General features: G+C 72.5%; 19 protein-coding genes and 1 pseudogene. 3 read left to right on the top strand and 17 right to left on the bottom strand.

Annotated elements, in window-relative coordinates:
- Window positions 1-19: 19 nt before the first annotated feature.
- The 13 genes from ruvA to pgsA form a co-directional block, all read right to left on the bottom strand.
- Complete coding sequence (gene ruvA, locus AB0K82_RS31000; RefSeq protein ID WP_364403867.1) at window positions 20-622, bottom strand: Holliday junction branch migration protein RuvA; 603 nt, start codon at window positions 620-622, stop codon at window positions 20-22.
- 94 nt (window positions 623-716) lie between these two features.
- On the bottom strand, window positions 717-1,241 hold the full coding sequence (gene ruvC / locus AB0K82_RS31005; RefSeq protein ID WP_364403868.1) for a crossover junction endodeoxyribonuclease RuvC: 525 nt from the start codon (window positions 1,239-1,241) through the stop codon (window positions 717-719).
- Window positions 1,242-1,336: 95 nt separating this feature from the next.
- Window positions 1,337-2,479: a GNAT family N-acetyltransferase gene (locus AB0K82_RS31010; RefSeq protein WP_364403870.1), complete on the bottom strand. Its 1,143-nt coding sequence runs from the start codon at window positions 2,477-2,479 to the stop codon at window positions 1,337-1,339.
- 67 nt (window positions 2,480-2,546) lie between these two features.
- The gene (locus AB0K82_RS31015) at window positions 2,547-3,299 is read right to left on the bottom strand and encodes a YebC/PmpR family DNA-binding transcriptional regulator (protein ID WP_364403872.1); all 753 of its coding nucleotides are present in this window, start codon (window positions 3,297-3,299) and stop codon (window positions 2,547-2,549) included.
- Window positions 3,296-3,901, bottom strand: coding sequence for a pyridoxal 5'-phosphate synthase glutaminase subunit PdxT (pdxT, locus tag AB0K82_RS31020; RefSeq protein WP_364403874.1), 606 nt, complete (start codon window positions 3,899-3,901; stop codon window positions 3,296-3,298). Before pdxT ends, AB0K82_RS31015 begins: the two co-directional genes overlap by 4 nt.
- Before the next feature lie 191 nt (window positions 3,902-4,092).
- Complete coding sequence (locus tag AB0K82_RS31025; protein ID WP_364403876.1) at window positions 4,093-5,289, bottom strand: helix-turn-helix domain-containing protein; 1,197 nt, start codon at window positions 5,287-5,289, stop codon at window positions 4,093-4,095.
- Window positions 5,290-5,444: 155 nt separating this feature from the next.
- Complete coding sequence (locus AB0K82_RS31030; protein ID WP_364403878.1) at window positions 5,445-6,089, bottom strand: hypothetical protein; 645 nt, start codon at window positions 6,087-6,089, stop codon at window positions 5,445-5,447.
- A 216-nt stretch (window positions 6,090-6,305) separates the two neighbouring features.
- Window positions 6,306-7,223 (bottom strand): pyridoxal 5'-phosphate synthase lyase subunit PdxS, encoded by a 918-nt coding sequence (gene pdxS / locus AB0K82_RS31035; protein ID WP_308206030.1) that lies wholly within the window; start codon window positions 7,221-7,223, stop codon window positions 6,306-6,308.
- A gap of 103 nt (window positions 7,224-7,326) precedes the next feature.
- Window positions 7,327-8,367, bottom strand: a complete 1,041-nt coding sequence (locus AB0K82_RS31040; protein WP_364403880.1) for a DUF3048 domain-containing protein — start codon at window positions 8,365-8,367, stop codon at window positions 7,327-7,329.
- 87 nt (window positions 8,368-8,454) lie between these two features.
- A complete protein-coding gene (locus AB0K82_RS31045; protein WP_364403882.1) occupies window positions 8,455-9,012 on the bottom strand; it encodes a hypothetical protein in 558 nt (185 codons plus the stop codon).
- 2 nt (window positions 9,013-9,014) lie between these two features.
- Window positions 9,015-10,145 carry a glycosyltransferase family 4 protein gene (locus AB0K82_RS31050; protein WP_364403884.1) on the bottom strand — a complete coding sequence of 377 codons (1,131 nt, stop codon included), beginning with the start codon at window positions 10,143-10,145 and terminating at the stop codon, window positions 9,015-9,017.
- Between the two features lie 47 nt (window positions 10,146-10,192).
- Window positions 10,193-11,080: a phosphatidylinositol mannoside acyltransferase gene (locus AB0K82_RS31055; RefSeq protein ID WP_364403886.1), complete on the bottom strand. Its 888-nt coding sequence runs from the start codon at window positions 11,078-11,080 to the stop codon at window positions 10,193-10,195.
- On the bottom strand, window positions 11,077-11,700 hold the full coding sequence (pgsA, locus tag AB0K82_RS31060; RefSeq protein WP_364403927.1) for a phosphatidylinositol phosphate synthase: 624 nt from the start codon (window positions 11,698-11,700) through the stop codon (window positions 11,077-11,079). Before pgsA ends, AB0K82_RS31055 begins: the two co-directional genes overlap by 4 nt.
- Window positions 11,701-11,933: 233 nt before the next feature.
- On the opposite strand from pgsA, the gene AB0K82_RS31065 reads away from it, so the two are divergent.
- Both AB0K82_RS31065 and AB0K82_RS31070 read left to right on the top strand, forming a co-directional pair.
- A complete protein-coding gene (locus AB0K82_RS31065) occupies window positions 11,934-14,078 on the top strand; it encodes an elongation factor G-like protein EF-G2 (protein ID WP_364403887.1) in 2,145 nt (714 codons plus the stop codon).
- Window positions 14,079-14,193: 115 nt separating this feature from the next.
- Window positions 14,194-15,021 (top strand): polysaccharide deacetylase family protein, encoded by an 828-nt coding sequence (locus AB0K82_RS31070; protein ID WP_364403889.1) that lies wholly within the window; start codon window positions 14,194-14,196, stop codon window positions 15,019-15,021.
- A 205-nt stretch (window positions 15,022-15,226) separates the two neighbouring features.
- Here the strand turns inward: AB0K82_RS31070 and AB0K82_RS31075 are convergent, their stop codons facing one another.
- From AB0K82_RS31075 to AB0K82_RS31085, 3 genes and pseudogenes are all read right to left on the bottom strand, one after another.
- Window positions 15,227-15,406, bottom strand: a complete 180-nt coding sequence (locus AB0K82_RS31075; protein ID WP_364403891.1) for a hypothetical protein — start codon at window positions 15,404-15,406, stop codon at window positions 15,227-15,229.
- Window position 15,407: 1 nt separating this feature from the next.
- Entirely contained in the window at window positions 15,408-15,725 is a 318-nt protein-coding gene (locus tag AB0K82_RS31080) for an alpha/beta hydrolase fold domain-containing protein (RefSeq protein ID WP_364403928.1), read from the bottom strand.
- Window positions 15,726-15,828: 103 nt separating this feature from the next.
- Window positions 15,829-16,062, bottom strand: a pseudogene (locus AB0K82_RS31085) (hypothetical protein); the annotation flags it as partial.
- On the opposite strand from AB0K82_RS31085, the gene AB0K82_RS31090 reads away from it, so the two are divergent.
- On the top strand, window positions 16,037-16,627 hold the full coding sequence (locus AB0K82_RS31090; RefSeq protein WP_364403893.1) for a sialidase family protein: 591 nt from the start codon (window positions 16,037-16,039) through the stop codon (window positions 16,625-16,627). The pseudogene AB0K82_RS31085 and the gene AB0K82_RS31090 overlap by 26 nt on opposite strands.
- Window positions 16,628-16,727: 100 nt before the next feature.
- Here the strand turns inward: AB0K82_RS31090 and AB0K82_RS31095 are convergent, their stop codons facing one another.
- Window positions 16,728-17,141 (bottom strand): DUF393 domain-containing protein, encoded by a 414-nt coding sequence (locus AB0K82_RS31095; protein ID WP_364403895.1) that lies wholly within the window; start codon window positions 17,139-17,141, stop codon window positions 16,728-16,730.
- Window positions 17,142-17,158: the final 17 nt, after the last annotated feature.

Below are 17,158 nucleotides of genomic sequence, written 5' to 3' on the forward strand. Positions count from 1 at the left end.
CGTACGACGGAGGCCGGGGTCATCGGCTCAGCCTCCGCATGGCCAGCTTGAGCAGGGTGGCGAGGTCCGGAGTCTCCTGACCGTCGATCTCGGCGGCCACGGCGTCGACGGCGGCGTCGGCGTCCTTGCCGGTCCAGCCGAGATTCGTGAGGCCGGCGTGCACCTGGTCGCGCCACGGCACGGCGCGGGCCACCGGGAGGGGCGCGCCCAGGTCGTCGGTGGGCGCGCCGAGGCGGTCCTTCAGCTCCAGGACGATGCGCTGGGCGCCCTTCTTACCGATGCCCGGCACCTTCGTGAGGGCGGTGACGTCCTCGGTGGCGACGGCGCGGCGCAGGGCGTTCGGCGGGTGGACCGCGAGCATGGCCAGCGCGAGCCGGGGGCCGACGCCGCTCGCCGTCTGCAGCAGCTCGAAGATCGCGCGCTCGTCGTCGTCCGCGAAGCCGTACAGCGTGAGGGAGTCCTCGCGGACGATCAGCGAGGTGGGGACGTGCGCCTGGTCGCCGACGCGCAGCCCGGCGAGCGTGGCCGGGGTGCACTGGACGGACAGGCCGACGCCGCCGACGTCGATGACGGCACCGTCCGGCCCGGCTCCGGCGACCTTCCCGCTGACGAATGCGATCACTGCCCTGTCCCTCCGTGCGCCGCCGGCCGACCGGCCGGGCGTGCGTCCTCACCGTGCTCGGCCGGAACCGCCCGGGAGCGGCCGTCCTCCGCGCTCACCTGTCGACTCCGTACCTTCTCATCCTCGCCGCCTGGATGCGCGCCTGAGCGCCACCGCGCCACACGTGGCAGATGGCGAGGGCCAGCGCGTCGGCGGCGTCGGCGGGCCGCGGTGGGGCGTCCAGCCGCAGCAGCCGGGTGACCATGCCGGTGACCTGGGCCTTGTCGGCCCGGCCGTTGCCGGTGACGGCGGCCTTGGCCTCGCTCGGGGTGTGCAGCGCGACGGGCAGCCCCCGCCGCGCCCCGCAGACGATCGCGATGGCGCCGGCCTGGGCGGTGCCCATGACGGTGGAGACGTTGTGCTGGCTGAACACCCGCTCGACGGCCACCGCGTCCGGACGGAACTCGTCCAGGAAGCGCTCCAGCCCGCGCTCGAGGCCGACCAGCCGGGTCCCGATGTCGTCGTCGGGGCTGGTGCGGATCACGTCCACGCTCACGAGCCGCAGTTGCGCGCCCGGCGCGCCGTCGACCACGCCCACCCCGCACCGGGTCAAGCCGGGATCGACGCCGAGTACCCGCACGACCACTCCTCTCCGCTCCGAACAGGTGTTCGCAGCGAGGCTACTCGCCGCGTACGACGCCGGGCCGCCGCGGTCCCGGCGTGTCGCATCGGAGATCAGAAGTAGTCGAGCATGTACGGCGTCCCGCCGAACGCCGCGTCGAGGAGCGCGTCGGCGGACGCGTCTCCCTCCGCGAGGCCCGAGCGGCGCAGGCGGATCATCGGGACGCCCGCGTAGAGGGCGGCCAGCCCCCGCGCGGACAGGCGGACGGCGCCCGGTTCGGCCTCGGCGCGGGTCAGGGCGCCGTGTCCGCCGCCGACGGTCAGCCGCCACGCCCCGTCGTTGCCCGGCCGCAGCTCGTCCGTGATCGCCAGGGGGACCTCGGCCGACAGGCCGTCGGGGAAGCCGCGCGCGGCCACGGCCGCGGGCGCGTCGAGCACTCGCAGCATCCACGAGACGCGCTTGATCTCCTCGTGGGAACGGTCGCGCAGGAGCCAGAAGAGAGGGTCGTCCGGGGCGACGCATGCGTGCACGCTCCGGGCGACCGACGAGCCCGATCCGACCAGCGCCCACAGCGCCCTGGCCGTCTCGGCGGAGCCGGCCACGCAGCGGTGCACGACAAGGCCCCGGCCGTCCGCGCTCCAGCCGTAGGCGAGGAAGCCGTCCTCGGCGAGGTAGGCGAAGACGTCGTCGCCGTCCAGCAGGTCGCGGAACCAGTCCTCACCGCGGTCGATCGGCCCGTTGTCCCGTGCCTCGGCGTGCAGGCGGCGCAGCACGCCGACGATCTCCGGGGCGTCGTCCGGCCCCGCGCGCCGGACCTTGACCGGGCCGGTGGCGAGCGTGCGCAGCGCCTCGGCCGGGACGGTGACGAAGTGCTGCGCGCCCGCGTGCTCGTACCCGGCGGAACGGTAGACCGGCGCGGTGGCCGGGTACAGCGTCGTGAGCGGCAGGCCGTCCATGAAGTCCAGCAGGCCCCGGGCGAGGCGGCGTCCGATCCCGCGGCCGCGCTCCTCCGGAGCGATGTACACGCTGGCGACGCCGCCCATCGGCACCGGGCGGCCGTGCCACCACTGCTCGAACCGGTGGTACCGGCCGGAGCCGACGAGACGGTCGCCGTCGTAGATCCCGAGGACCTGTCCCCGCCGTACGGCGGGGCGGAACTGACGGAGCCACTGCGCCTGGTCGACCGGCCCGAAGGCCCGGATCCTCAGGTCGTGGGCGGCAAGGAGGTCCTCCGGAGCGAGCGCGCGAATGTCCACGTGGGTACGCTACGGCATCGCCCGGGGCGCCCGTGCCGGAGCCGGGCGCCGCTCGCGCTCCGGCGGATCAGGCCTCGATCTTCTCCATGATCTCGTCGGAGACGTCGAAGTTGGCGAAGACGTTCTGCACGTCGTCGCTGTCCTCCAGCGCCTCGAGGAGGCGGAAGACCTTCTTGGCGTTGTCCTCGTCGACGGGGACGCTGACGCTCGGCAGGAAGTTCGCCTCGGCGGACTCGTAGTCGACGCCGGCGTCCTGCAGGGCCTTGCGGACCGCGACGAGGTCACCGGCCTCGCTGATCACCTCGAACGACTCGCCGAGGTCGTTGACCTCCTCGGCGCCCGCGTCCAGCACCGCCAGCATGACGTCGTCCTCGGAGGTGCCCTCCTTGGGCACGATGATGACGCCCTTGCGGTTGAACAGGTACGACACCGAGTTCGGGTCGGCCAGCGAGCCGCCGTTGCGGGTGAGGGCCGTGCGCACGTCGGAGGCGGCGCGGTTGCGGTTGTCGGTGAGGCACTCGATCAGCACGGCGACACCGCCGGGGGCGTAGCCCTCGTACATGATCGTCTGCCACTCGGCGCCACCGGCCTCCTCGCCCGCGCCGCGCTTGCGGGCCCGCTCGATGTTGTCGAGCGGCACGGAGTTCTTGCGGGCCTTCTGGATCGCGTCGTAGAGCGTCGGGTTGCCGTCCGGGTCGCCTCCGCCGGTCCGGGCGGCCACCTCGATGTTCTTGATGAGCTTGGCGAAAAGCTTGCCCCGCTTGGCGTCGACGGCGGCCTTCTTGTGCTTCGTCGTCGCCCACTTGGAGTGGCCGCTCATTGGGTTCCCTTCACCATGTCGAGGAAGAGCCGGTGGATCCGCGCGTCGCCGGTGAGCTCCGGATGGAACGACGTCGCGAGCAAATGTCCCTGCCGGACCGCAACGATCCTACCGGCGGCGTCGCCGGCCTCCGCACGCCCGAGGACCTCGGCGTCGCCGCCGACCGACTCCACCCAGGGCGCCCGGATGAACACCGCGTGGTACGGCGTGTCGAGGCCCGTCACGTGGATGTCCTCCTCGAAGGAGTCGACCTGACGGCCGAAGGCGTTACGGCGCACGAGCATGTCGATGCCGCCGATGGTCTCCTGGCCCTCGGCGCCGTCGGCGATCCGGTCGGCCAGCATGATCATGCCGGCGCAGGAACCGTAGGCCGGCATGCCCTGTTCGATCCGTTTGCGCAGCGGCTCCAGCAGCTCGAACGTACGCGCGAGCCGCCACATCGTCGTGGACTCCCCACCGGGGATGACGATGGCGTCGACGTGCTCGAGCTCCTCCGGACGGCGCACGGACTCCGTCGCGGCGCCGCAGGACTCCAGCGCGCGCCGGTGCTCACGGACGTCGCCCTGTAGTGCGAGCACGCCGATCGTCGGGACAGCAGCCACGAATCAGCCCTTCAGAATGAGATGTACGGACAATGAGCCTAGTGCCTGTCATAACAACGACAGCAGGGAGTGATCTTCCCCCGTTCGCGTGGCGTGCTCCGCCCGCCTCCCGGCCGGCCGCCCGGCCCGCGCCCGTCACCTGCCGCGCGTCGTGTCCCGGCCCGCGCCCGGCGTCCCGCCCGCGCCGCGCGTCACACCTGGACCGCGACGGACCGCGCCATGCGGCGCAGCTCCGGGGTCAGGTGCCCGACGTCGACCATGACGTCGCCGACCACGGCGCAGGCCGGTCCGGCGGGTGAGAACGACTCGGCGCACAGGCTCTCGGCCGCGCGCAGCGTCTCCTCCGCGGCCCGCAGGTCCCGGATCTCCGCCTGGGCCCGCGCGACGTCGATCAGATGGCGGCCGTACGACCTGCGCGGCAGTTCGCCGGCGTGCACGTCCTCGGCCGCGCGCAGTGCCAGGCCGGGCTCGTGGAGCATCGCGTAGTCGCGGGTGGCCTGCGTCGCCACGCGGGCCGGGCCGAATCCCACGTGGTGGTCGAGACGATCGTGGGCGAACCGGTGCGCGGCCGACCCGGCGATTCCCAGGTACTCGGTCATCGACGCGGTGCGCTCCGCCGCGCTGGCCGCCGCCATGGCGGCAAGCATCAGGCCGCCCCACACCGTCAGGTCGCGGAGTGCGGTCTCGTCCATCGCCGGCTCGGTGCTCGCGGCGATCGAGAGCGCGTGCTCCTCCGACGCCCGGTGCCGGCCCTCGCAGAGCAGGGTCCACGAGTAGGTGCCGTGGAGCGTCTCCCACTCGAGCTCGTCGCCGCCGCCCTCGGCGGCCCGGATCGCGCGTTCGGTGGCGATCTCGGCGAGGTCGCACCTGCCGTAGTGCACGAACAGACGCGCGGCGAGTTCGTGCGCCTCGGCGAGCGGCCCGGCCGCGCCCGGCCCGAGCTCGCTGGACGCCAGGCGGGCCTCGCCGATCAGGCCCGGCAGGACCCCGGCGAGCCGACTCATGTTCCCCGCCCGGTAGTCGTGCCAGGCGGCGTCGACGGCGGCGTTCAGCTCGGCGAGGTCGGGTGCCTCGCCGGCGTCGTCGGCGTCCATGCCGGGCATCGAGTCCGCCGACGCGACGACGTCGCGGACCTGCCGGACGTCGTCGGGCGTACCTGGGGCGCGCTCCTCGGGCCGCCCGCCGCCGAGCAGCCGGGAGATCCCGACGTTCAGCGCGTTCGCGAGCCTGGTCAGCGAGGTGTGACGCGCCGTCTGCCGCCGGCCGTGCTCGAGCTTCTCGATCAGGTCGACGTCCACTCCGGAGTCGTCCGCGAGTTCCTGCCGGGTCAGGGAGCGCCCTTCGCGGAGCGACCTGAGCCGGTCACCGATGTTGTCGGGCTCGGACACTGTTCTGCACCCCCTGGTGCCGCCTGCGCTCCGATGTGGCGCTACATATAAGGCTATGACCGAATTATCCAGACCGGCGCGCCTCAAACCGGATATCGCCGCGGTCTGCGCCTTCAGCGGGTGATCGAAGAGGCCGGCATGAAGGTGCTCGCCGGTCAGTGAGAGCCTCTGCCCAGCCTGCTCAGTGAACGGATCTTGAACCGGCGGAGCGAGAGCTCCAGGGGCAGGAAGCCGTCCCGGCCGCGCTCGCTGAGGCCCCGGCCGAACAGGTACTCGCGGGCCAGCGCCAGACCGAACTCCTCGTAGTCGAACGGCAGGGGAACGTCGGGCGCGCCCTCGTCGATCGCCTTCCAGAAGGGCGCCTCCGCCGGGAGCCGCTCGCCCAGGTCGACGACGACGCCGTCCTCGGCCGTGACGAACACGTCGCGGCGCGGCCGGTCGCCGGCGTACCACCGGAACCAGCATCCCGACACCATGCTGTGCAGGACGAGCACGCCGCAGGTCGATCCGGGCAGCGCCGCCGCGATCTGGTCGGCGAGCGTACGGGCCCGGTCGTCGACGTCGTAGAGCCGCCGGTCGCAGACGACCAGCGCGTCGCCGTACGCGCCGACGAACAGCTCGTCCTCGAACGGCCACAGCGCGAAGTCCAGGACCGTGTCGCCGCTCTCGACGATCGCCGACTCGGGGTAGAGCCGCCGCGCCAGGTCGGCGGCGGCGTCCGGGTCCGGGGTCAGGCCCTGCCGGAACACCCGGCCTGGATCGTCAACGCTCGCACACGCGAGTGCGATGGACCACGCCATGGGTCTCGTCCCTCCTGCGGCCACTGCACCGGTACCGCGGAAGCGTCACGCCGCCGGGCCCAGTCAGGGTAGCCCGCCGACGCCGGACTGGGGAGGGCCCGATCGCGCCGGGATCTTTCACGCCCGGATGACGGGCCCTCCGGGCCCCCTGGCCGGGGGCCCCTTCTCCAGGATGCTCGGTCCTCATGCCCGGACGGCGACGCGGGCCCGTCGCCCCTACCAGCCGCGCCCGGCGAGCCGGTCGGAGTCCTGCAGCGTCGAGACGTTGATGCCGACCATCGCCTCGCCGAGCCCGCGGGACACCTTGGCGATGACGTCGGGGTCGTCGTAGAAGGTGGTGGCCTTCACGATCGCCTCGGCGCGTTTGGCCGGGTCACCGGACTTGAAGATGCCCGAGCCGACGAACACGCCCTCGGCGCCCAGCTGCATCATCATCGCGGCGTCCGCCGGGGTGGCGATGCCGCCCGCGGTGAACAGCACGACGGGCAGCTTGCCGGCCGTGGCGACCTCCTTGACCAGCTCGTACGGGGCCTGCAGCTCCTTGGCCGCGACGAACAGCTCGTCCTCGGGCAGGGCGCCGAGGCGCCGGATGTCCTGGCGCAGCCGGCGCATGTGCGTCGTGGCGTTGGAGACGTCACCGGTGCCGGCCTCGCCCTTGGAGCGGATCATGGCCGCGCCCTCGGTGATGCGGCGGAGCGCCTCGCCGAGGTTCGTGGCGCCGCAGACGAAGGGCACGGTGAACGCCCACTTGTCGATGTGGTTCTCGTAGTCGGCCGGGGTCAGGACCTCGGACTCGTCGATGTAGTCGACGCCGAGCGCCTGCAGGACCTGGGCTTCGACGAAGTGTCCGATGCGCGCCTTGGCCATGACCGGAATCGACACCGCGTTGATGATGCCCTCGATCATGTCCGGGTCGCTCATCCGGGAGACGCCGCCCTCGGCCCGGATGTCGGCGGGCACCCGCTCGAGCGCCATGACCGCCACGGCGCCGGCGTCTTCAGCGATCTTGGCCTGTTCCGGGGTGACGACATCCATGATCACGCCGCCCTTGAGCATCTCCGCCATACCCCGCTTGACGCGGGCGGTTCCGGTCTCCGGAGTGGCGGTGGGCTGGGCGGGGGTGGCAGTGGACACGGGCTACCTCTTAGGAGAAATCGATCACGCTTGTCGCTCTCCATGGTAGTTCCAGGTGGGAGGGGCCGGTGCCGGGCTCCGCCGCGGCCCGATCATGCCCTGTTCACGGGGTGACGGGACGGCCCGCGTTCACGAGGACGATCCAGACCTGGCCGGGCGCGAACGTCATCGGCCGCCCCGACGGGGTGGTGAAGGTCGTGCCCTGGTCCTCGGACGCGCGGGACCAGCGGGCGTCGTACGCCTTGCCGTCGCGCAGCACCGTCGCGGTGCCGCTGCCCACCGTCTGCACCAGGGGCGTGTAGTTGCCCAGGAAGTCGTGGAACTGCGACCGGGTCGTGCGGACCCGCTGGACCACGACCGTCTGGCCGCCGAGTTGCCCGCCTTCGGCCGCCTGGTCCGGACGGCCGTCCTGCGACACGAGCCAGCGGTGATCCTTGGCCGACCAGCGGAAGACGAGCGTCGCCGACGGGTAGCGCGCGGTGTAGGACGTCGTCGGGGTGCCGCCGGACGGCGCGGTCCCGAACCGGAAGCCGATGTCCCGGGCCTTCGTCGCTCCGGGGGCGCCGGCGAGCGACTGCTGTGGTGACGCGTACAGGTTGTACGGAGCGGGGTGGGGTCCGAGCCGGGTGTAGGCGGCGGATGCCTTGTCCGGGGACACGTCGATCAGCGGCGCCTGGGCGAGGTAGGGCTTCATCTTGCTCTGCACGCCGGAGTAGGCGAAGGCGGGACGGCCGAACTGCGGCAGGATGTGCAGGTCCGAGATCCGGGCGCTGCGGACCGGCCCGACCCGGGGCGGAAGGGTCGAGGAGTAGACCGCCATGATGCGGGACAGACCGCCCTCGACCTGCTCGACATAGATGATGTCCGCCGAGCGCAGGCCGCGCTGCGGCTTCGCGGATCGCGTGTTGTCGACCTTCACCGCCAGGACGGGGCCGTTCCGGGCGCCCGGCCGGCCGGTGAACGGATGGACGGCCCGCGCCGACGGGGAGGGCGTGGCGGACACCGCCGGAGTGGGGGTGCCCACGGCCCTCGGCGGGGCGGCGCTGTTCGGGGTGCTGGAACACGCCGAGAACGTCAGGACGGTGAGCGCGGCCGCGCTCAGCGCGGCGGCGCGTGGCCCTTTATGCGGCTGGAGAACGGACATGAGGCGTCCTCTCCCACTATTCCGGGAAAGGGCCAGACTAGCCGAACGACTCGTCCGCCGACGGCCCCGCCCACGCATCCGGGCCGGTCAGCGCGCTGATACCGCTCCGGTCGGAGTCTCCGGCGGGGCGTCGTCGATCTCGAAGAACTCCGGCAGCGGCGCCCGGCCGGCCAGGTGCAGCAGGCGCGGCAGGAGTTTGCGCCGCGCGGTGCGCGTCCCGGTGACCGCGTTGTTGTAGAAACTGCGCGCGTACGCCACCTTCCGCGCGGCGGCGTCGAGCTCCTCGAGCAGGGCCGCGCCGTCCCCGCGGCCGGCGAGGGTGTCACGGAAGCCCGGCTGCTCGATGACGGCCCGCAGCGCGCGGGACAGGTCGCTCTCGGCGAACTCACGGTTGTCGGCGTCGGCGATGCGGGCCTCGTGCGCGGCCGCGGCCAGCAGCAGGCTGGTGGCCGGGTCGAGGAGGCGGGAGGCGGCGAGCTCCAGGGCGACCGCCGCGCGCCGGACGAGCGCGGCGTCGAGCCCGGCGCGCGCGGTCTCCAGGCGCACGTGCAGCCGGTCGATGCGGGTGGCGCGCCAGGAGACGTAGACGCCGAGCAGGATGACGACCGCGGCGGCGAGCGCGATGTTGAGCATGACGTGGTACATGCTCAGACCGCCGACGTCTCGACGACGGTGGCCTCCCCGGCGACGGTCTCGTACACGCGTACGACGTCGCGGGCGACGGTCGACCAGTCGTAGGCGCGCACGGCCGTCTTGGCCTCCGCCGACAGCTGCTTGCGGCGGGGCGGGTCGTCCAGCAGCTCGGCCGCCGCGGTGGCCAGCGCCTCCGCGTCGCCGACCGGGAACAGCGCCCCGGCCCGGCCGTCGAGCAGCACGCGCCGGAACGCCTCGATGTCGCTGGCGAGGATCGGCGCGCCGGCCGACATGGCCTCGGCCAGCACGATGCCGAAGCTCTCCCCGCCGGTGTTGGGCGCGACGAACACGTCGACGGAGTGCAGCGCGCGGACCTTGTCGGCCTCACTGACCATGCCGAGCATGACGACCCGGTCGCGAAGATCCGGTGAGACCCGGGCGAGGATCTCCTCCTCGTCACCGGGCCCGGCCAGCAGCAGCCGCAGCCGAGGCCGTCGCCGGCCCAGGACCTCGAAGGCGGACAGCAGGATCGGCAGGCCCTTGCGCTGCTCGTCCATGCGGCCGAGGAAGCCGAGCGCGCCGTCGTCTCCGGGCCAGCCGGGCAGCGGCTCGGCCATGGCGTAGCGCTCGGTGGTCACGCCGTTCGGGATGAGCACGGCGTCGCCGCCGAGGTGCTCGACGAGGGTCTTGCGCGCCTTCTCCGACACCGCGATCCGCGCGGTGATCTTCTCCAGGGCGCTCTGCAGGATCGGACCGGCCGCCGACAGGGCACGGGACCGCTCGAATGAGGCGTGGAAGGTGCCGACGATGGGCCCGTCGGCGGCCCAGCAGGCCAGGAGGCCGAGCGAGGGGGCGGCCGGCTCGTGCACGTGAAGAACGTCGAACCCGCCCTCCCTGATCCAGCGGCGCACCCGGCTCGCGGACAGGAACCCGAACGCCAGCCGCGCCACCGAGCCGTTGTAGGGCACCGGCACGGCGCGGCCCGCGGAGACGACGTACCAGGGCAGCGGCGTGTCCTCGTCGGCGGGGGCGATCACCGACACCTCGTGGCCGAGCGCGACCAGCGCCTCGGCGAGGTCACGGACGTGCTGCTGGACGCCGCCGGGGACGTCCCAGGTGTAGGGACAGACGATCCCGATCTTCATCGACCGCCCGCCCTTTCCGCCGCCCGCGCCGTCTCACTCATCTCGTCTCACCGGAGGTCTTTTAGCCAGACCCGTTGCAGCATGTGCCAGTCCTCCGGGTGGGCGGCGATGCCGTCGGCGAAGACGTCCGCGAGGGACTGCGTCATCGCGCGGACCTTGTCCTGCCGCTCTCCCTCATCGGGCACGGGGATCTCCTCGTGGACGCGGACCGCCCAGTCGGCTCCTTCGTACCACAGAGTGACCGGCCGCAGCGCGGCACCCGTCTCGATGGCCAGCGCGGCGGGCCCGGCGGGCATCTTCGCGGTCTCGCCGAAGAACTCCACCTCCACGCCCGACGCGGTGAGGTCCCGGTCGGCGACCAGGCAGACCAGCCTGCCGTCGCGCAGCCGGGCGGCCAGGGTGCGAAAGACGTCGCCGTCGCCGCCGGTGGCCGGGAGCACCTCCATGCCGAGGCTCGCCCGGTAGGCGATGAACCGGTCGTACAGCGACTCGGGCCGCAGCCGCTCCATCACCGTGGTGAACGGCACCCCGGACAGGGTGATCCAGGCGCCCGCGTGATCGTAGTTGCCCATGTGCGGGAGGGCCGCGACGACGCCGCGCCCTTCGTCGACGTCCTTGCGCAGGTCCTCGATGCCGGTGATGCGCATGCCGGACAGGATCCGCTCCCGCCGGGTCGCGGGCAGCCGGAACGCCTCCATCCAGTAGCGCATGTACGAGCGCATGCCCCGGCGGCTCAGCTCGCGCAGGTCCTCTTCGGAGACGTCCGGGCCGACGACCCGGCGGAGGTTCTTCTCCAGTTGCAGCACGCCGCGGCCGCGCTGTCGCCACGTCCGGTCGGCGATCAGCTGGAAGATGTCCCGGGCGACCGGCTCGGGCAGCCGGCGGACCGCCGCCCAGCCCAGCGCGTACGCCGCGTCCGCCGCCTCGTCCCTCATGACGGTTCGCTCACCTCGAGCACCTCGAGCTGACGGCGCACCGCCACGAACCGCTGCAAGACGGTGATGGCGCTGGCCACGGCGAGCAGCCAGAGGCCGACGGCCAGGACGTACGGGACGCCGAGCCCGTCGAGGCCGATCGCGACCAGGCTGACGATCAGTCGCTCGCCGCGCTCGGCGATGCCCACGGTCGCGCCGACGCCGATGCCCTCGGCGCGCGCCCGCGCGTACGAGACCAGCGCGCCGGACACGAGGCAGAACAGCGCGAGGCCGATCATCAGCAGGTCCTGGTGGTCCTGCCGGGCGAAGTAGAAGATCAGCCCGGAGAAGATCGCCGCGTCGGACACCCGGTCCATGTTGGAGTCGAGGAAGGCCCCGAAGCGGCTCGTCTTCCCCGTCACCCTCGCCACCGCGCCGTCGAACATGTCGAAGAACACGAAAACCGTGATGACGACGGTTCCCCAGAAGAACTCGCCGCGCGGGTAGAAACCGAGCGCGCCGCCGACGACGCCGAGCGTGCCGATGAGGGTGATCGCGTTCGGCGTGAGACCGGTGCGGGCCAGCGCCCTGCCCACCGGCGTGATCACACGCGAAAGGGCCGGCCGCAACTGGTTGAGCATTGCCATCCTCTGATCGTGTTCTGGCCTCGATTTCATCGCCCCGTGGCCGTAGCCGCGCCATCCCCCGGGCGGGCCAATCGTAGTGCGTGGCGTCGGTGCAGGTGGGAACGGCTCATATCAGGTAGGCCTCAACCCGATCCTGGTCACCCCTTGTGATATGTGGCCGGGGCGGTAATGGTGGTGACCACGGGTGTGGCACCCGTCACACCCATCCGTCCTTTGGAGGTGGGCACGTGGCGGACAAGACAGCTCCCCAAGCCGCCGGCAGGGCACCGACGGTCGACCAGCCCGACAAGATTCGCAACATCGCGCTGGTCGGCCACTCCGGAGCGGGTAAGACGACGCTCGTCGAGGCGCTGCTCGCTGCGACCGGTACCATCCAGCGGCCCGGTCGCGTCGAGGACGGCTCGACGGTCAGTGACCACGACGAGGTCGAGATCCGCCAGCAGCGCTCGGTGAACCTCTCGCTCGCCTCGTTCACGCACGCCGGGATCAAGGTCAACCTACTCGACACTCCGGGCTACGCCGACTTCGTCGGTGACCTGCGGGCCGGGCTGCGGGCGGCCGACGCGGCGCTGTTCGTGGTCTCCGCGGTCGACGGCGTCGACGGCCTCACCCGGATGCTGTGGGAGGAGTGCGCGCTGGTCGGCATGCCGCGCGCGGTCGTCATCACCAAGATCGACCAACAGCGCGGCGACTTCGACGAGGTGCTGACCGCCTGCCAGGACGCCTTCGGCGAGAGCGTGCTGCCCTGCTACTTCCCGTGCGAGGCCGGCCTGATCGGCCTGCTCACGGGCAGGTGCTTCGACTACTCCTCCGGCGAGCGCGTCGAGCGCGACCCGGACCCGGAGTTCCTGGACCGCCTCGCGGAGCAGCGCGGCGCCCTCATCGAGGGGATCATCCAGGAGAGCGAGGACGAGACGCTCATGGATCGCTACCTCTCCGGGGAGCAGATCGACGTCAAGATCCTGGTCGAGGACCTGGAGAAGGCCGTGGCGCGCGGCAGCTTCTATCCCGTACTGGCCACGTCGGTCCCGCACGGGGACCATCCCGGGCCGGTGATCGGCATGCGCGAGCTCCTGGAGGTGATGACGCAGGCGTTCCCGTCGCCGCTCGAGCACGGCATCCCGGCGGTCACCAAGGTCGACGGCTCACCGGCGGGCGACCTGACCTGCGATCTGGGCGGGTCGCTGGTGGCCGAGGTCGTCAAGACCACCTCCGACCCGTACGTCGGCCGGATCTCGCTGGTCCGGGTGTTCTGCGGCACGCTCCGGCCGGACGAGACCGTGCACGTCTCCGGGCACGGGCTGGCGGACCGCGGCCACGAGGACCACGACGTCGACGAACGGGTCGGCGCGATCACCTCTCCGCTGGGCAAGGCCCAGCGCACGATGTCCTCCTGCATCGCGGGGGACATCTGCGCGGTCGCCAAGCTCACCCACGCCGAGACGGGCGACACGATCTCTTCCAAGGACGCCCCGCTGCTGATGGCGCCCTGGTCGATGCCGGATCCGCTGCTGCCGACGGCGATCCAGGCCAAGTCGAAGGCCGACGAGGACAAGCTGTCCCAGGCGCTGGCCCGGCTGGTGGCCGAGGATCCGACGCTGCGGCTGGAGAACAACTCCGAGACCCGCCAGCTCGTGCTGTGGAACATGGGCGAGGCGCACGCCGACGTGCTCCTGGACCGGCTGCACAGCCGGTACGGCGTCGAGGTGGAGACCGTGCCGCTGCGGGTTCCGCTGCGCGAGACGTTCGGCGGCAAGGCCCAGGGCCTGGGCCGGCACGTCAAGCAGAGCGGCGGACACGGGCAGTACGGCATCTGCCACATCGACGTCGAGCCGCTGCCGTCCGGCGGCGGGTTCGAGTTCGTCGACAAGATCGTCGGCGGCGTCGTCCCGCGGCAGTTCATCCCGTCGGTCGAGAAGGGCCTGCGGATGCAGATGGAGCGCGGGGTCATGGCGGGCTACCCGCTCGTCGACGTCCGGGTCACCCTGCACGACGGCAAGGCGCACTCGGTGGACTCCTCGGACATGGCCTTCCAGACCGCCGGGCAACTGGCGCTCAAGGACGCGGCGGGCAAGACGCAGATCCTGCTGCTGGAGCCGGTCGACGAGGTGTCGGTGCTGGTCGCGGACGACTACGTCGGCGCGGTGATGTCGGACCTGTCGTCCCGGCGCGGCCGGGTGCTCGGCACCGAGACCGTCGCCGGAGGGCGTTCGCTGATCAAGGCGGAGGTCCCGCAGCTGGAGATCACGCGATACGCCATCGACCTGCGGTCGATGTCGCACGGCACCGGCACGTTCAGCCGCTCGTTCCTCCGGTACGAGCCGCTGCCGTCCCACCTCGCCGAGAAGGTCGTCGCCGAGGCGAAGGAGTAGCCGTGCGCCGTGTCACCCGTACGCCCCGCGTACGGGTGACACGGACGCGGGGAGGACGAATCGCTCATCCTCCGGGATGACGATTTGTTAACCAACCGTTTGAGATGATCTCGGCATGGCTGATACGGGGGCTGAGGAGCACGGCAGACGCTCGGTTCTGCGCGCCGTGGCGCTCGGTGGCGCGGGGGCGGCGGTCGGACTGGCCGCCGGGGCGGCGATCGACTCGGCGGAGGCGGCACCCGCCACGCCCCACTCGGCGATGGCCGTGCCGTCGGCGGGGCCGTGGCGACCGGGCGAGGGGCACGTCGACGTGACCTGGGCGGTGAACACCTCCCAGAAGCTGGTGGCCCTCACCTTCGACGACGGCCCGATGCCGAACTGGACGCCGATGGTCCACGACATCCTGGACGAGGAGAAGGTCAAGGCGACGTTCTTCCTCGTCGGGCAGCGCCTCGTGCGCAACGCCCGCCTCGTGCACGGCCGGATGGACCGCCACGAGGCCGGCAACCACACCTGGGCGCACCGGAACCTCGCGCAACTGGACCACCGGGCGGCGCTGTCCCAGATGCGGCGGGCGCACGCCGCCATCTCGGAGATCACCGGCCGGGAACCACGGCACCTGCGCCCGCCGTACGGCAACATCGGCGGCACGACGCTCAGCGCGGCGGGCGTCCTCGGCTACAACCTCGTCCTGTGGTCGATCAAGATGCTGGAGAAGACGTACGAGAAGCACCCGCCCAAGCTGGTCGACTACATCGTGAACAGCACCGCGCCGGGCACGATCCTGCTCGCGCACGACACCGGCCACCAGGACCGCCTCGTCGCGCTGCGGAACCTCTCCCCCATGATCCGCGGGCTGCGCGCCAAGGGCTTCGAGTTCGTCACCGTCTCCGAACTGATCCAGGCGGGAGCCGCCGCGCCGGGCACGCGCGCGGCGCAGTGACGGCGAAGAGCGACCGGCGAACGCAGGAGTCGTGGCACGCCTGATGGCCTGCCACGACTCGCCGCCGACGCCTCCGTGCACGGCGCGCGGATCCACTCGCGGGCGGTGAAGGAACGGTCGCGTGCTCTGCTGGCCGATCCGCCGATCCCGGCCGCCGAGTACGACACCGTCCTGGAGACGGCCGCCGGCCCGCTGCCCGCGCGTGTCACCGAGCCGCCCGGTAGCCGCCCAGCACGTCGGTGACCGGGACGACCAGCAGTTGCCCGGCCCGTTCTACCCCCTCGTCGCGGCAGGCGATCGCCGTGCCGACCACGACGCAGCTCGCGCCCGCCCCGATCGCGGCCGCCGCGGCCTCCGGCGAGTGCCGATCCGGACGTGAACGCACGCTACCCGTCGCGGGCCGAGCGCGCCGACGGATACGGGCTCACCATGGCGGGGATGCGCTGGTTCGCCGAGTCGTACCGTCCGCCGGGGCGCGGCAGGGCGACCGAGGCGGCGAGCTGGCCGCCGGCGCTGTCACCGGCCACGGCGAGCGGCCCGGTCCGCGCTCCGGCGAGGTGCAGCGTCGCGGCGAGGCAGTCGTCGAACGCGGCCGGGAAGGGGTGCTCGGGTGCGAGCCGGTAGTCCACGCCGATCACCGTCGCGCCGGTCTCCACGGCGAGCCTGCGCATGTGCTGCAGGTGCGTCTCCAGGTCCCCGGCGATCCAGCCGCCGCCGTGGAAGAAGACGACCGTGGCGTCGCTTCGGGCGGTACCGGCCCTCGGCGACGATCAGCGCGTCCGGGAGCCTGCCGCGCAGCGCCCGGACGAGGTCGAGGTCGGGACCTGCGGGCGGCCGCCCCGGGGCGGTGTAGCCGGACAGGGTGGTGGCGATGGCGTCGGCGCCCGCCTCGGCGGCGGCGACCCCCTCGTCCAGCGTCGCCACGTCCGCCATGAACAGCGCGCCTTCGCCGTGGACCGCCGCGATCGACTCGGCGAGCGGCCGGCCGTCCGGGCGCGGACGGAACGTGGCCGGCATGTTCGCCTCCTCCGGCCACGGCATCCAGCTCGCGACCGGGCGCCTCGTCCAGCCGATCGTCTACCACGACGCCGCCGGCGACCACGCGTCGAACATCTACTCCGACGACCACGGCGCGACCTGGCACAACGGCACGACGGCCGGCACCGGCGTGAACGAGAGCAAGGTCATTCAACGCTCCACCGGCCGCGTCGCGCAGAACATGCGCTCCAACGCCGGCGGCAACCGCTGGTACGCGACGGCGGCGGATGTCACGGCGTCCTACGGCACCGCGTGGAACAGCGGCCTGATCGACCCGGGCTGCAACGGCGACGAGATCTCCTACCTGCCGGCCGCCTCCGGCGCACCGGCCCTGACCAATGTCGCCCTGCACAGCAACAACGCCGCCACCGGCCGTACCGACCTCACCGTCCGGCTGAGCCGCGACGACGGCTCGAGCTGGCCGCAGGAGGCACTGCTCAAGCCGGGGGCCGCCGGATACTCGACCATGGCCGTCCTGCCTGACGGCTCGGTCGCGGACCTCTACGAGATCGGCGACACCGGCGGCATCGTCTTCACCCGCTTCACCGTCCCCTGGCTGGCCCCCTGACCTGACCGCGCGGCGCCCGCCGGGACGAGAACGGCGGGCGTCGTGGCGCGCAGGTGGATCGCCGCCACGGGCGCGTAACGCCCGGCCACCGGACCGCCGCTCAGCGGGCGCCGGGGCGCTCGGCCGCGGGCAGGGCGCAGGCCGGGGTGCCGCCGGGCAGCCGGTGCCGGTTGTTCGCGATCAGGCGGTACAGCCCGTGCGCGGCCCAGCGGAACGGCGGGACCCGGCCGAGGAGACCGAGCGGCCGCCAGCACCCACCGGCCTCGATCAGCAGCCGGGCCACCGCCTGCGCCCCGCCGTGGACCCGGCCGTCCTCGATCCAGAGCACCTCGTACGCGGCGCGCTCGGCGGTCGTGCCGAGCGCCGCCAGGTCCGCGTCCTGGAAGGCGACGACCTCGGGGTCCGCGGGGACCCGCAGCCGCCGCCCGTCGGCTTTCGCGGTGTCCCCGACGAGCCGGACGGCCTTCGTGCAGATGCCGCAGTCCCCGTCGTACACCAGAATCGGTCGCTCCATGGACCTCATTCTCGCCG

This window comes from Actinoallomurus sp. NPDC052274 (assembly GCF_040679475.1).
In the GTDB taxonomy this organism is placed as follows: Bacteria; Actinomycetota; Actinomycetes; order Streptosporangiales; family Streptosporangiaceae; genus Actinoallomurus; species Actinoallomurus liliacearum.

Bases quoted from the DNA above. Each gene is read 5' to 3' on its own strand.
- AB0K82_RS31045 (WP_364403882.1), bottom strand. From the start codon at position 9,012: ATGTACCACGTCATGCTCAACATCGCGCTCGCCGCCGCGGTCGTCATC.
- AB0K82_RS31070 (WP_364403889.1), top strand. From the start codon at position 14,194: ATGGCTGATACGGGGGCTGAGGAGCACGGCAGACGCTCGGTTCTGCGC.
- AB0K82_RS31050 (WP_364403884.1), bottom strand. From the start codon at position 10,145: ATGAAGATCGGGATCGTCTGTCCCTACACCTGGGACGTCCCCGGCGGC.
- AB0K82_RS31015 (WP_364403872.1), bottom strand. From the start codon at position 3,299: ATGAGCGGCCACTCCAAGTGGGCGACGACGAAGCACAAGAAGGCCGCC.
- AB0K82_RS31090 (WP_364403893.1), top strand. From the start codon at position 16,037: ATGTTCGCCTCCTCCGGCCACGGCATCCAGCTCGCGACCGGGCGCCTC.
- AB0K82_RS31095 (WP_364403895.1), bottom strand. From the start codon at position 17,141: ATGGAGCGACCGATTCTGGTGTACGACGGGGACTGCGGCATCTGCACG.
- AB0K82_RS31030 (WP_364403878.1), bottom strand. From the start codon at position 6,089: ATGGCGTGGTCCATCGCACTCGCGTGTGCGAGCGTTGACGATCCAGGC.
- AB0K82_RS31040 (WP_364403880.1), bottom strand. From the start codon at position 8,367: ATGTCCGTTCTCCAGCCGCATAAAGGGCCACGCGCCGCCGCGCTGAGC.
- pgsA (WP_364403927.1), bottom strand. From the start codon at position 11,700: ATGCTCAACCAGTTGCGGCCGGCCCTTTCGCGTGTGATCACGCCGGTG.
- AB0K82_RS31055 (WP_364403886.1), bottom strand. From the start codon at position 11,080: ATGAGGGACGAGGCGGCGGACGCGGCGTACGCGCTGGGCTGGGCGGCG.